This window comes from Lysinibacillus sp. NPDC093688 (assembly GCF_050280145.1).
GTDB lineage: Bacteria > Bacillota > Bacilli > Bacillales_A > Planococcaceae > Lysinibacillus > Lysinibacillus xylanilyticus_B.
Genome location: NZ_JBNNUX010000004.1, coordinates 192312 through 206256, shown reverse-complemented (window position 1 = coordinate 206256; position 13945 = coordinate 192312). Strand labels below are relative to the sequence as shown.

Here is a 13945-nt window from a genome sequence, read left to right as displayed (position 1 = left end):
TCAATTCTATAAATGAAATGCTTCCTTAATGCTCAAAGCAACTTCTTCAGCACTCAAGTTTGTATTGTTGATCTTGAGATAATTTGCATAATTTAATTCGCCCTCTAAGGAATTTAATCTGTATTTTTCCATCGAGCTTTTCAAATCTTTTTCGGACCATTCAATATCTCTTTTTGAAGGTTTATGCTCAAGTCGATTACCGCTTTTATTTCTTTCCAATCTTTCTACTATATCAGCTTCAAGCTCTACAAAATAAACAGTACCTCCTCTAGATTCAAAAAGCTTTGCAAGATCGTCGACATAATCCCAATCTTCCTGCATATCAAAAGCCCAGACATAAGTAAAAATTAAACCATACAAATTACTTTTGGATACCTCTTCAAATATTTCCTGACGAAACAAATTAACCAGTCTTTTTCCTTCTGTTGTACCATAACCAAAAAAATGACCAACCAAATCAATCGTCATATGGTTATGAAAAAGTTTCAAATCCGTTATTTTAGCTAATTCCTGTCCAACAGTCATTTTTCCTACTGCCTGAGGACCAAATATTAAAACAAGTTTCATAAATTCCCCCCTTTTTAAAAGATATATTAGCATAAATTTAAAATTACACCATAAAAATGAAGGATTCTAGTTTACCAGCGAGAGATGGTGGTGACATTATGTTAAAGCATATGTTATGCGGAAATCAACCACATGTTGTGAATTCATTGTATTCTCCTTAGCCACTGCTCATTAACAATTCATTTATATTAAAATTGTTAATTTATTGATAATGTATTGAAACTATTTATAGAATCATGTTTAATAAAAATGGTTTACGTTTTATACATAATATTCCTAATTAATGTGAGAAAGGAGAGGTGAATTATTTGCGCACTTTTAAAATTAGTACCAAATTTAATTTACTTTTAGTGGGAGTTATTCTATTTTTAAGCGTGATGATTGGTTTTGTATCCCATATACAAGTGAAGCAAATTATGCTTAGCAATTTTGAGCAGAGTGTAACCCATATTTCAAAGGTCGGCTATAAGCTTCTAGAAGAACGATTTAAGGGAGATTGGACAATAAAAGGTGGGGAACTTTACAAAGGGGATACAAAAATAGTTGATCAGGAAGCCTTTGTAGATGAGGTTGGAGAAAGCATCGATGGTGGTGTAACCATTTTCCAAGGCTCCAAAGGACTTATCACCAATCTAAAGCTAAATGGAGAACGTTTAGTTGGCAAAGACGCTGATCCAAAAGTCGTTGAAAATGTAATGAATAAAGGGGAAACCTTTATAGGTGAGGCAGATGTAGTAGGAACGAAATATTTAACACTCTATGCACCCATTAAAGATGCTAATGGAGACATCATTGGGATGTGGTTTGTCGGTGAAACGATCGATGAAGTGAATGCTATTATTTTTGCGTTTATCGGCAAGCTTCTCATTGTCTTGTTCATCGGAGCTGTCATTGCTATATTAGGTAGCTTCCTGTTCACAAAAGCATTTGTGAAGCCGCTTCGTGAAATGAATGCTCAACTTCGAGACATTGCAGATGGAGAGGGAGATTTGACAAAACAGCTACAAATAAATTCCAAGGATGAAGCAGGTGAGCTTGCGCAATCGTTTAATAAAATGCTGACAAGCTTAAAGGTAGTCATGCAACAAATAGCACAATCCTCTAAACAAGTTGATGTATCGTCTGATGGCTTAACATCTAAATCACAGCAAACGGCGGATATGACGAGACAGTTAACATCAACCCTACAAGATTTAGCGGATGGTTCAAGAACAACATTACATAGCACGAGTGATAGCTTAACGGCCATGCAGGAAATGGCGATTGGCATCCAACAAGTTGCTGAAACCGCTTCAACTGTTTCAGATGCTGCTGATTTAATGAGTGACGAGGCTGCTCAAGGAAATGACTCTTTGAATCGTGTATTGAATCAAATGACAATTATTAATGAATCATCTAACCATGTAGAGGCGCAGGTCCGAATATTAGGTGATCAGTCACAGCAAATCGGCAATATCGTTGATGTGATTACAAGCATCGCTGATCAAACGAACCTGCTTGCCTTAAATGCAGCCATTGAAGCGGCTCGTGCTGGTGAGCAAGGAAAAGGTTTTGCTGTCGTTGCAGATGAGGTTCGTAAATTAGCAGAACAATCAAAGGAATCTGCTGATCAAATAGCATCACTTATTCATTCAATTCAAAGTGATACGGCCAATGTTATTACGGCTATTTCTAGCAATTCGAAAGAAGCTGCCGCAGGTATGAATGTTGTCGATGATACAAAACTGGCCTTCCATAAGATTATGCAATCGATTAAGGGAGTTAGTACACAGTTGCATGACATCTCAGCTGTGACGGAGCAAATGTCCGCGAGTGTTGAAGAAGTTACTGCCTCAACTGAAGCGATGGCACGCATTGCAAGCAAGGCAACCGAAAGCACGGAGCACGTTACGTTAACAGCGGAGGAACAATTAGCTTTCATCGATAATATGGCTTCTTCAGCTAAAGAGATGGCACAACAGGCAGACGAACTTCAAAGCTTATTAAAGAAATTCCAATATTGAAGATGTTGAAAAACGCTTGGCTATCCAGGCGTTTTTTCAATTTTGAAAGGAGGATTATTTATCTATTTTGTAGAAATTGTAAAATGATTATATAGGGAGGGGAATAAAATGACAGAATACACATGGCAATACAAAGCGATTAAAGAAGTTGGGGAGCTAAAGTTAGTAGGTTTTCGAGTTTTATGTCCGGATGATCAATATATAATCGAAATTCCTAAAACATCTTTGCAGTTAAATAAACGAATTAGCGAAATTAACATGTAATAAATCCTTTACAGCAAGTTGGGGCTTTTGTTGTAAACATGAATATAGTGAAGAAGATGGATACTGGGTTTGTGTTGAAGTGAAAGAGTTCGAAGATATTCCACATGATATGGTAACTCTAATAATCCCACCTCAAAAATATGCGACTTTAAGACATAAAGGGGCCAATCATAAAATAATGGATGCCTATAAGAATCTACATTTGTGGATTGAAGAAAATAGATTTGAAAGACTTAAAAATAAATGGCACTTAGAAATATTTCACAGCAGGGAAGATAGTGAAAATTTAGATGTAGAGCTACTAGATACCATTGAGTAAAGACTATATTAAAGAGTCTTAGAAGAAGATTTAAATGTATAAAGGAATAATCTCGGTTTAGAAAGGTTAAAGGAATGTTTACCGTTGTTTTGACGCACTCTCTGCCAGTGATGTGCCGACTAAATTTGATACAGCTCGCGGGAATGGGGTCCGTGCTTCCAACATACCGGAAGTCCTTAAGTCTATCGGACTCATGCCTTTTTATTTTGTCTTCATTTTTTGTAGCGGAGATGTTCTAAATAAAGTCCTGAAACGCAAAAAATAAAGTATTATTTTAATCAAACATTTATTTTTTTCACAAAGGTTCCCATAATACGAACATATCAGTAAAATAGAGTAGGTTAGGGGGACTATATTTTGAAAGATCAACGCTTTAAAATTGCGCATCGAGAGGCGCTAATCGGTATCGGGCTTGTTATCGTTAACTTTGCGATTTGGTTCGGCTTTGCTTATGGACTAGGTTCTGGTGATCCAACAAGCTATACGTATGTATTCGGTTTCCCTGCATGGTTTTTCTATAGCTGTATTGCGGGGACAGGCTTTATGATTATTTTAATCTGGTTCGTCATGAAACTCTTTTTCAAAGAGGTACCATTTGACGATGAGGAGGTGGATCAATAATGCACTGGCAAGTTATTGTTCCGCTGCTATTATTTTTAGTCATCATCTTTGGCATTGGTATCTGGTCAAATAAGCATATACGCTCATCCAATTCATTTTTACAGGAGTACTTCCTTGGTGGTCGTGAAATGGGCGGCTTCATCCTTGCGATGACAATGATTGCTACGTATGGTAGTGCAAGTAGCTTTATTGGTGGTCCAGGCGTTGCTTATACGAAAGGGCTAGGTTGGGTATTACTAGCGATGGCTCAGCTTCCGGCGGGTTATTTTGTTTTAATGATTCTTGGGAAGAAATTTGCTATTATCGCAAGACGTTATCAAGCCATCACGTTAATAGACTTTTTACGAGAACGCTATAAAAGTCATGCCATCGTCATCTTATCAGCCATTAGTATTATCATCTTTTTATTTTCTGCCATGATGGCACAATGGGTAGGTGGTGCTCGATTAATTGAATCATTAACTGGCTTAAACTACACAACGGCACTCTTTATTTTTGCGATTTCCGTTTTAGTTTATGTGATCATTGGGGGCTTCCGCGCTGTTGCATTGACAGATACGGTGCAAGGCTCAATTATGGTTATCGGAACAATCATTTTATTAATTGGGACAATCATCGCTGGCGGAGGAATCGATAATATTATGGCCTCACTTGTCGCTGAGAATCCGAATCTTGTGTCTCCATTTGGAGCAGAAGGTGAATTAACGCCATTATACGTTTCTACATTTTGGATTTTGATCGGTGTTGGAGTGGTCGGGCTTCCACAAATCGCAGTTCGTGCGATGAGTTATAAAGATTCCAGAAGCATGCATTTAGCCATTATCATTGGCACTATTGCCATTGGGACAATCATGTTTGGGATGCATCTAATTGGTGTTTTAGCAAGGCCAGTGATGCCAGGTATTGAGATTGGTGATAAAGTTATGCCACTGCTTACATTAAAGGTTTTACCGCCATTTTTAGCTGGCGTTGTCTTAGCAGCACCAATGGCAGCAACGATGTCTACAGTTAATGCGCTACTGATGCTTGTTAGCTCTACAGTAGTGAAAGATATTTACTTAAACTATATAAAGCCAACAGCTAATGATACGGAAATTAAGCGTGCAAGCTTTATTGTTACAACAGTGATCGGTTTAGTCGTTATCGTTTTTGCAATAAATCCACCAGATTTATTAGTTTGGCTTAATTTATTTGCCTTTGGCGGACTTGAGGCAGTCTTTATTTGGACCGTCGTATTAGGACTATATTGGAAAAAGGCCAACAAGTATGGTGCAATTGCGTCAATGATTTCTGGTATGAGCTTGTATATTATCATTGATCGTTTTTATCCTTCCGTTTTTGGCATGCATACCGTCACAATTCCAATTGTCGCTTCCTTTTTCATTTTTGTTATTGTTAGCTTATTAACAAGTCATAAATTTAAAGACGAAAAGTTGTTTATCTAGTTAATAAAACGCCGTAGAGATAGAATATCTACGGCGTTTTATATTTTAGACAATAAGAGATGGATAGAACCTGCGAAATGATGGATAGAACGTTCAAAATCGTGGATAGAATCTATGAAATGATGGATAGAACATCCAAAATCGTGGATAGAATCTCTGAAATGATGGATAGAACATCCAAAATCGTGGATAGAATCTCTGAAATGATGGATAGAACATCCAAAATCGTGGATAGAATCTTTGAAATGATGGATAGAACATCCAAAAACGTGGATAGAATCTCTGAAATGATGGATAGAACATCCAAAAACGTGGATAGAATCTTTGAAATGATGGATAGAACGTTCAAAATCGAGGATAGAATCTCTGAGGTGATGGATGATTCACCACAACCTATTAGCTGGCGGTTTTTTAAAAATAATCTCCAGTTATTTTAATTTCCCGGATTACGTACTAAACCGATTCCCTTCCAATCACTCCTCTTAATGCTCTCCTAAATTTCTATAAGCAACTACACCACCGACTGTACCTACAACTGCTGCCTTGATAGGATTAATTGAAAAAATTAATGAATTACTGTAAGTCATTTCTCATTTGAAAGTTCTACTTTTTTATTTAATTACTAGGAAGATAGATTTAATCTATCTTTGATAAACTGATACTAATTATCAATATTTTAGAATGTTTAAATATTTCGATATTCGAATTAGTTCCCTTGTGATAAATTTGAAATATCACACTAAACTGAAAAGTGTGACAATTAAAGGCAGAGGGGGAAATGAGATTTGAAAAAGTTTAAGTTTACGAAGTTCTTAAGTAGTATTCTAGCTTTCGTTATGGTGCTTTATCTATTGGTTCCATTGTCGAGTGCTAGTGCTGAAGAATCGAAACCATTCAAGCAGGATAGTCAAAGTGAAAGTATAATTCAACAAAAGGCGGCTATCGCCGAACAGCTAAGCTTGTCTAAAGATGGTCCAACTCTTCACGAAAGCTTACAAAATGTATCAGGCAATCAAGATGTTGCAGTAATCGTTCATTTATCTGAAAAGCCTGTAGCACTAGAGCAAGGAATGAGCGAAGTCAAAGGCAAAAAATTCTCTAATGCCCGAGCAAATGAAGTTCGTTCAAATGTAAAAGCACAACAAGCAGAAGTTAAAAAAGAGTTAGCTGCTAAAAAAGTTCAGATGACTCAAGGATACACATTTGATACTGTTTTAAACGGTTTTGCGGCAACTGTGAAAGCAAATGATCTCCCAAAACTGCTTACAGTAGAAGGAATTACATTAATCGAACCTGATGCAATTGTTTACGCATCAGAAGATAATACGATGAAATCATCGGAACTTATTAAGGAAGATCAATTAGAAGCTCAAATGAATACAAGTAATTCTTTCCTTGGCATCGAACAGCTTTGGAAGGAAGGACTTGAAGGACAAGGAATAAAAGTAGCGGTATTAGATACTGGTATTGATGCAGATCACCCTGAGTTTGCCAGAAATTACAAAGGTGGAAAAAACTTCATTCCAAATTCAGCAACTTACACGAAGCCTCGGGCAGATGACGATGCATCGGAAACATTGCCTTCGGAGCGTCCAGCCGGGACACCTGAATTTAATGAAAAGGGAAGCGCGTTCTATACTTCTCACGGTACACATGTTGCTGGAACAATTGCAGCAATCGGAGCGAACGAATTCGGTATTAAAGGAATCGCTCCAAAAGTAGACCTTTATGCTTACCGTGTTCTTGGGGCGTACGGAAGTGGAGCTACATCTGGTATTATTAAAGCAATTGAAACTGCTGTAAAAGAAAAAATGGACGTTATCAACCTTTCACTTGGTGGGGGAGCTAACTCTGAAACGGATGCTGGTTCATTTGCTATTAATAATGCAATGATGGCTGGAACAATCGGAGTTATTGCAACAGGGAACGAAGGTCCAAATCGCGGAACAATGGGCACGCCTGCAACCGCTCGTTTAGGAATTGCTGTTGGTAACACAACAAATCCTGAAACAATGTATAACGGGGAAGTGAATGTTACAGTTGGCAACTACAACTTAACAAAACAGCTTCCATTAATGGGAACGACTTTTGGGAAAGATTTAGCAACACAGCTTCAAGGAGAATTTGACCTAGTTGCTGTGCCTGGAAACGGGGAAGTAAAAGACTTTGCAGGAATTGATGTAAAAGGTAAAGTGGCATTGATTTCTCGTGGCAGTATCGCATTCGTTGATAAAATTGCGAATGCAAAGGCAAAAGGAGCAGTCGCAACAATTATTCATAACTTTGCTGGTGGAACGAATGCACCTAACATTTCAGGCACATTCCTTGGTGATTCATTTGAGTTTCTGCCAACATTTGATATGTCACAAACGGATGGCGCTACAATTCGCGCTGCATTAGCAGGCGGAACCGGAAAAGTGAGCTTTAGTAAATTTGCTTCCACAAAGACACTGGGAGATGATGTGAACGATTCAAGTTCACGTGGACCATCTACACCAAACTTTGATATTAAACCAGATGTAAGTGCACCTGGAACAAACATTATGTCAACGATTCCAATGTATAAAAAAGATTTCCCTAATGCAGATTATGGGGAAGCATATGGTCGTAAAACAGGAACTTCTATGGCAACCCCGCATATTGCAGGTATTGCTGCATTAGTTAAACAAGCAAATCCTGATTGGAACGCGTTCGATGTAAAAGTGGCGCTTTCTAATACAGCAAAGGTTATAGATACAACAAAATACGATGTGTTTTCTCAGGGGGCAGGGCGTGTAGATGCTTATGCAGCAGCTCATCCGGAAATTCTTGCCTATGCACTTGATAGCGCAATTTTAGATGGAACTGGTGTAGTTACAGAAAACTTGAAAGGTACGGTTACTTTCGGTCCACAATCACTTAAAGACCGAGATATTTCTGTAACGAAACAAGTTTTAGTAAAAGATATTAAAGGGAACGGCGGCAATTATAACGTATCAATTGATGTGACAAAAACATTTGGTGATGCAACTGTTACAGTAGATCAGCCGACATTTAATCTAGTTGGTGAGCAAGTTTTAAATATTACATTAACTGCTTCAAAAGCTACGGCACCAAACGGCTCTGAAATACTAGGGTATATTAACATCAGCGGCGGAGCTACAGAAATTTCATTGCCATTCGCAGCTGACTTTGGCGGCGCGGCAGCAACTGAAATTAAAGATTTTAAAATTACAGAAACAGACCTATCCTTTAACGGAGATGGAGTTAAAGACTCAGCTGTACTTTCATTCACATTAACTGGAGATGTAACAACTAACTATATCGAGCTTTGGGATATTATGAATCCTGAAGGTGGAGAATACGGAGACGGCTACATTGGTTATCTACACGCAGGTACTGCGCTTGGAAAAGGCTCTTATACGCTGAATATTGGTGGGCAGTACAAACCATGGGGAACAAAACCTGCCACAAAGATTCCAGATGGTCTGTATACAATTGACTTCACCGGTCTTGCAGCATCAGGAGTAGTTTCAGATTATGTTGGACCAATTATCGTGAAAACGACTAAACCAGAAATTGCTGGCTCAGTAACTAAAGGTGTCGCTACAGGACAGGTAACAGATAAGTATATCGACTACAATGAAGAGTTATATTTATACGGTTTAGATTACAATTTAAATGATAAATTAAAAGCTTCCTATGTTTCGACGGTAAATGGAAAAGTACAAGCGCCAGTTGCTTTTGAATTAAATCAAGATGGTAGCTTCACATTCCCAGTAACAGCAGAAACAAATGCTGTATCAGTAATAATTAAAGACGCTGCCGGGAATGTTGGTGAAGCGAAGATTTATGAAAAAGAAGTAGTAGAACCAGTAGTAGCACTTTCTGTAAATCCAACTGAGCTACACCTAACAGCTGGAGAAACTGCACAAATTACGGTAACAGAAACGTCAACGCCTGCAGAAGGTGCTGCAACAGAGGAAGACGTAACTTCAAAAGCTACTTATGTTGTTGGAGATGAAAATGTTGCAACAATAGTAAATGGATTAGTAACTGCAGTAGGTGAGGGTACGACTACAATTACTATTTCATACGGTGGTAATGAAGTTACCGTAAATATTACAGTTAAAGCACCTGGTGTTGAAGTACCAATAGTAACACTAGAAATTGACCAAGCTCAGGTTGAAACTAGAATAGGTAAAGAAGTACCAGTTAAGATTACCGAAGTAACTACTTTTGATGGTAAAATAACAGAAAAAGATGTTACAAAGCTTGCAACCTACGAAGTAGCGAATGATAAAATAGCTACTGTAAAAGCAGGGGCTGTAAAAGGAAAAGGTCAAGGTATTACGACGATTACGGTAACGTATGGTGAGCACACACTAACATTTGATGTGTTGGTTGTAAAGCCAGGAAATGACAACGGCAACGGCAACGGCAACGGAAACGGTAATGGCAATGGAAATGGCAACGGCAATGGCAACGGAAACGGAAACGGCAATGGAAATGGCAACGGGAATGGTAATGGAAGTGGCAACGGCAATGGAAACGGAAACGGAAACGGAAACGGAAACGGAAACGGAAACGGAAACGGCAATGGAAATGGCAACGGTAATGGCAACGGAAACGGAAACGGTAATAAAAATAATAATGAAGTTACCGAGGATAAGTTGTAATTAATTTCAGTTCAAGCAAAAAGAGAAATTGCACAGCGCAATTTCTCTTTTTGCTATTTATTATTAAGCAATCAAAGATTATCTCCTACTAAACTAACTGTGACATATTCTTTCTGATTTTCTTGCCATATTTGATACAAATCAGATCCTCTTTATCTCTCCCAAATCAACGTCATTTGTTGTGGAAGCACTTCCTTTTAATTTCTATACATATAATGTGTGACATTAAATAAGAATTCACTATTTAAAATAGTTTCAGCTTATAACTTGACTTTTAATAAAAGTAGCATATCTGCGGCGTTTTATCACTGAACTATTATGTAATCATAAGCATTTTTAGTGAGCAATGTTATCGTTACAATAATAAACAATACGCGAACAAAGCCGCTACCTTTTTTAATTGCTAACCGTGAACCTACAAGTGCACCGGCAATTTGAGCTATACCCATTAGTAAACCATAGACATAATAAATTTGACCTAAGTAGGCGAACATTAAAAGACCGGCAAAATTACTTGCTAAATTTAAAAATTTGGCATTTCCTGCTGCCTTTAAGAAATCGAAGCCGACTAATAAAAAACTAAAAATTAAAAATGAGCCAGTTCCTGGACCAAGAAATCCATCATAAAAACCAATGCTAAATAACAACAGCATGAATAAAACTAAGTGCGAAAACTTTAAATTTTTGACCGTAGCTACTGAACCCCAGTCTTTTTTAAAGATTGTATAGACTGCAACAGCAGCAAGCATTATAAGCATAAGTGGTTTTAGTAATTCAGGATTGATTAAATGTACTGTCCATGCACCACAAAGGGATCCTATGAAGGCTAGGGGAAAGTATTTGATAACCGAACGAATTTCTAGCTGACCGGAACGATAAAAGGAAATAGTTGATGTCAAAGATCCCATTGTACCTGCAAGCTTATTGGTTGCTACGGCTGCTGCTGGATTTAACCCCGCAAACATAAGGGCAGGTAATGCAATTAAGCCACCACCGCCAACGACTGCATCCACAAAGGCGGCTAAAAATCCAAAAGATATTAATAATATGACTACATTTAAATCTACATCAAATAGCATGCTTACACCTCTTTAGATAGTTACTACTGAAATAGTAACTAAATTTCGCGTAGCTGTAAAGACAAATTTTTTTCGTTGGCTAATCCTCATAGCTTTAAACTATAATAGAGGAAATGGAGGGATTCGATGGAATTATTAATCGCCCAATTAAAAGAACTGGGATTCACAGAATATGAGGCAAAGGCCTATACGGCACTCGTACAAAATAGCCATGTTAGCGCCTATCAAGTAAGTAAAAACTCCGGTATCCCACGTGCAAGAATATATGACATACTAAATGTACTTGTTGAAAAAGGGTTAGTAATGAAAGAGGAAACCGCAGATCAAACGACATACTCTTCTATTCCTGTCGCTGTGTTTTTACAACAAATTCAGCAGCGTTGGCAATCGAATTTCACGTCGATTAGTGATCAATTAGAAAAATTAGAGGTAAAAGAGCAGGAAACGGAGCATAAGGTTGTCACGTTAAAAGGAAAAGAGGCAATCGTCAATTATTGTCAGTCGTTATTAAAAAAAGCGGAGAAAAAAGTACTTTTATCAATGTGGGAAGATATGTATGAAGAATTGCGAGAAGATTTACATGAGGTCGCTCAGCACATTCCGGTTCATGGAATTACAATCTATGTGGATGAAAATATTGTATCCGTTGACCAGCATCGCATTACTCAATATACGAGGAATGCTTCTACGCCCCATTGGTTTATTCTATCTGTAGATGGTCAAGAGATGATTTATGGTCACTCACCGTCCAATCAAGAAACGGCTTTTATTACAAATGACCCGGTGCATATCTATTTATTAGAGGATTATATTTGGCATGACGTGCTTGTCAATCGACTGTTAAAGCGCGATGATAAAGAGCTTGGAGAATGGATTACTAAAGAACGTAAAGCCTTTTTTGTAGAATAAAAACATAAAAAAGAATCTACAAGCCATCATGTACATTACAGATGGCGAGCAGATTCTTATTTTTTGTTAAATAGTATTTTTTATCTTAATAAAAAACTTTATCAACATTGTATTTAGCGCGGAATGAATTGATCGCGTATGTTTCGTAAATTTCACGTTCCATAGCATCTTCCACTTCATACACTTCAATTTTGAAAATTTCATCACGATGATTTTTCATCGGTGAAACATTGTCCTCAAAATGCTTTTTAATACGTTGACGAATTTTACGTGCTTTACCGACAAATAATAGCTCGTTCTCTTCATTGTAGAATAAGAAAATGCCGCCATTTTCACGTGTGATTTTATGGAAATCAATAAAACCATGGTACGGTGTGATTGGTACATCACCTGGCTTTAAATCTTGTTCGCGTTGACGAATTACTAAATCTGGTTTTGGAAAATCAATTTTAATCAAACTATTCACGTTCCTCTCTGTTACTAAAGGTATATGTTAACATAAGTACAGCATGTTTACCATCAAATTTAATGATGTAAACTTAGTTTGCTTCAATATTAGTGTTAAACAAATTACATCATGACATGCATGGTTAATAACAAAATATTCTATGTATTATTGATATTCTTAATTGTTCATGTTACAATTCTTTTTAATTAAATAATCTTATCAAGAGAAGTAGAGGGATTTGGCCCGATGACGCTTCAGCAACCTCTAACAAAAGTTAGAAAGGTGCTAATTCCAGCAAAGGATCTGTCCTTTGAGAGATAAGAGTGAACGTGGTAAATCCTTCTCATTCTATCTCAAATGGAATGAGGGGGATTTTTTAATTTTATCGAAAAAGAAGACTTAATGAGCTTTGCGCAGGGCCTGTGAATGGAGACTAAGGCCAAATTGATTTTAACTAGAGAGGGGAATGCAAGATGCCAATTAATATTCCAAAAAACTTACCAGCTGGAGAACATTTACGTGAGGAAAAAATCTTCGTTATGGAAGAGGACAGAGCGAAAACGCAACAAATTCGTCCATTAAATATATTAATTTTCAACTTAATGCCTGAAAAAGAAAAAACAGAGCTGCAATTACTACGTTTATTAGGTAATACCCCGTTACAAGTGAATATTACATTTTTAAATACTGCTACTCATGAATCGAAAAATGTTAGTAAATCACATTTACAATTATTTTATACGACTTTCAATCAAATTCGTCATCGTCGCTATGATGGCATGATTATTACGGGTGCACCAGTAGAGAAAATGGCGTTTGAAGAAGTGAACTACTGGCAGGAAATTTCAGAAATTATGGATTGGTCCAAAACAAACGTAACATCGGTCCTTCATATATGTTGGGGTGCACAGGCAGCGTTATACCATCATTACGGTATTGGCAAAATTGGGCTTTCTGCTAAATGCTCAGGTGTATATTCTCATGTCATTACGGATTTAACAGTGGATTTAGTACGGGGCTTTAGTGATTCGTTTACGGCACCACATTCACGTTATACATCTGTATCGATTGACGAAGTACGCAACCATCCTGATTTACGATTACTATCTTATTCAGAAGATGCTGGTGTTTTCATTGTGCAATCTAAGGACAATAAAAATATTATGATTACCGGTCACCTTGAATATGATGCGACAACTTTAGCGGATGAATATAGTCGTGATGTTGAGAAAGGATTAGATATTGAGGTACCCGTGAATTACTTCCCAAATGATGATCCAGGAAATGAACCGATTAATACGTGGCGTGCTCATACACATTTATTATTCTCGAATTGGCTGAACTACTATGTTTACCAAGAAACACCATACGAATGGGATTTTGTTGATCAGATTGAATATCATATTTAATGCTCTTCAATAGCATTCAAAAATGATGACCTTGATATTTTAGGGTCATCATTTTTTACTTTACTATTCCGGATCATCATCATAACGTGTGGTTGATTTCTGTTTCGACTGGGCGCTTTGTCGCTGCCGCTTCGCTTTCGCGCAGATAAAACATTTGTTGTTGCTGTCGCTACGCTTTCGCACAGATAAAACATTTGCTGCCGCTACGTTAGCACTACGCTTT

12 protein-coding genes and 1 riboswitch are annotated in these 13945 nt (G+C 37.4%); of the genes, 9 read left to right on the top strand and 3 right to left on the bottom strand.

The window, feature by feature from the left end; all coding sequences use genetic code 11:
• Positions 1 to 6: 6 nt before the first annotated feature.
• Positions 7 to 567, bottom strand: a complete 561-nt coding sequence (locus ACQKN2_RS05835) for an AAA family ATPase (protein WP_427414125.1) — start codon at positions 565 to 567, stop codon at positions 7 to 9.
• 308 nt (positions 568 to 875) lie between these two features.
• Here ACQKN2_RS05835 and ACQKN2_RS05830 point away from each other — a divergent pair, with 308 nt between their 5' ends.
• From ACQKN2_RS05830 to ACQKN2_RS05800, 7 genes are all read left to right on the top strand, one after another.
• Positions 876 to 2570 carry a methyl-accepting chemotaxis protein gene (locus ACQKN2_RS05830; RefSeq protein ID WP_427414124.1) on the top strand — a complete coding sequence of 565 codons (1695 nt, stop codon included), beginning with the start codon at positions 876 to 878 and terminating at the stop codon, positions 2568 to 2570.
• A gap of 108 nt (positions 2571 to 2678) precedes the next feature.
• On the top strand, positions 2679 to 2834 hold the full coding sequence (locus tag ACQKN2_RS05825) for a hypothetical protein (RefSeq protein ID WP_427414123.1): 156 nt from the start codon (positions 2679 to 2681) through the stop codon (positions 2832 to 2834).
• On the top strand, positions 2806 to 3153 hold the full coding sequence (locus ACQKN2_RS05820) for a GyrI-like domain-containing protein (RefSeq protein WP_427414150.1): 348 nt from the start codon (positions 2806 to 2808) through the stop codon (positions 3151 to 3153). Before ACQKN2_RS05825 ends, ACQKN2_RS05820 begins: the two co-directional genes overlap by 29 nt.
• A 357-nt stretch (positions 3154 to 3510) precedes the next feature.
• The gene (locus ACQKN2_RS05815) at positions 3511 to 3774 is read left to right on the top strand and encodes a YhdT family protein (protein ID WP_427414122.1); all 264 of its coding nucleotides are present in this window, start codon (positions 3511 to 3513) and stop codon (positions 3772 to 3774) included.
• Positions 3774 to 5219 carry a sodium/pantothenate symporter gene (gene panF / locus ACQKN2_RS05810; RefSeq protein WP_427414121.1) on the top strand — a complete coding sequence of 482 codons (1446 nt, stop codon included), beginning with the start codon at positions 3774 to 3776 and terminating at the stop codon, positions 5217 to 5219. Before ACQKN2_RS05815 ends, panF begins: the two co-directional genes overlap by 1 nt.
• A gap of 77 nt (positions 5220 to 5296) precedes the next feature.
• A complete protein-coding gene (locus ACQKN2_RS05805) occupies positions 5297 to 5656 on the top strand; it encodes a hypothetical protein (protein ID WP_427414120.1) in 360 nt (119 codons plus the stop codon).
• Positions 5657 to 6004: 348 nt separating this feature from the next.
• Positions 6005 to 9877 (top strand): S8 family serine peptidase, encoded by a 3873-nt coding sequence (locus ACQKN2_RS05800; protein ID WP_427414119.1) that lies wholly within the window; start codon positions 6005 to 6007, stop codon positions 9875 to 9877.
• A gap of 305 nt (positions 9878 to 10182) precedes the next feature.
• Here the strand turns inward: ACQKN2_RS05800 and ACQKN2_RS05795 are convergent, their stop codons facing one another.
• Entirely contained in the window at positions 10183 to 10956 is a 774-nt protein-coding gene (locus ACQKN2_RS05795; protein ID WP_427414118.1) for a TSUP family transporter, read from the bottom strand.
• A gap of 126 nt (positions 10957 to 11082) precedes the next feature.
• Between ACQKN2_RS05795 and ACQKN2_RS05790 the strand changes: the two genes are divergently transcribed.
• Positions 11083 to 11865 carry a TrmB family transcriptional regulator gene (locus tag ACQKN2_RS05790; RefSeq protein ID WP_427414117.1) on the top strand — a complete coding sequence of 261 codons (783 nt, stop codon included), beginning with the start codon at positions 11083 to 11085 and terminating at the stop codon, positions 11863 to 11865.
• Positions 11866 to 11950: 85 nt separating this feature from the next.
• On the opposite strand, the gene ACQKN2_RS05785 is transcribed toward ACQKN2_RS05790, so the two are convergent.
• Positions 11951 to 12322: a nucleotide excision repair endonuclease gene (locus ACQKN2_RS05785; protein WP_427414116.1), complete on the bottom strand. Its 372-nt coding sequence runs from the start codon at positions 12320 to 12322 to the stop codon at positions 11951 to 11953.
• A gap of 204 nt (positions 12323 to 12526) precedes the next feature.
• A riboswitch (SAM riboswitch) is annotated at positions 12527 to 12637 on the top strand.
• A 149-nt stretch (positions 12638 to 12786) separates the two neighbouring features.
• Here ACQKN2_RS05785 and metA point away from each other — a divergent pair.
• Positions 12787 to 13722, top strand: a complete 936-nt coding sequence (metA, locus tag ACQKN2_RS05780; RefSeq protein ID WP_427414115.1) for a homoserine O-acetyltransferase MetA — start codon at positions 12787 to 12789, stop codon at positions 13720 to 13722.
• Positions 13723 to 13945 lie beyond the last annotated feature (223 nt).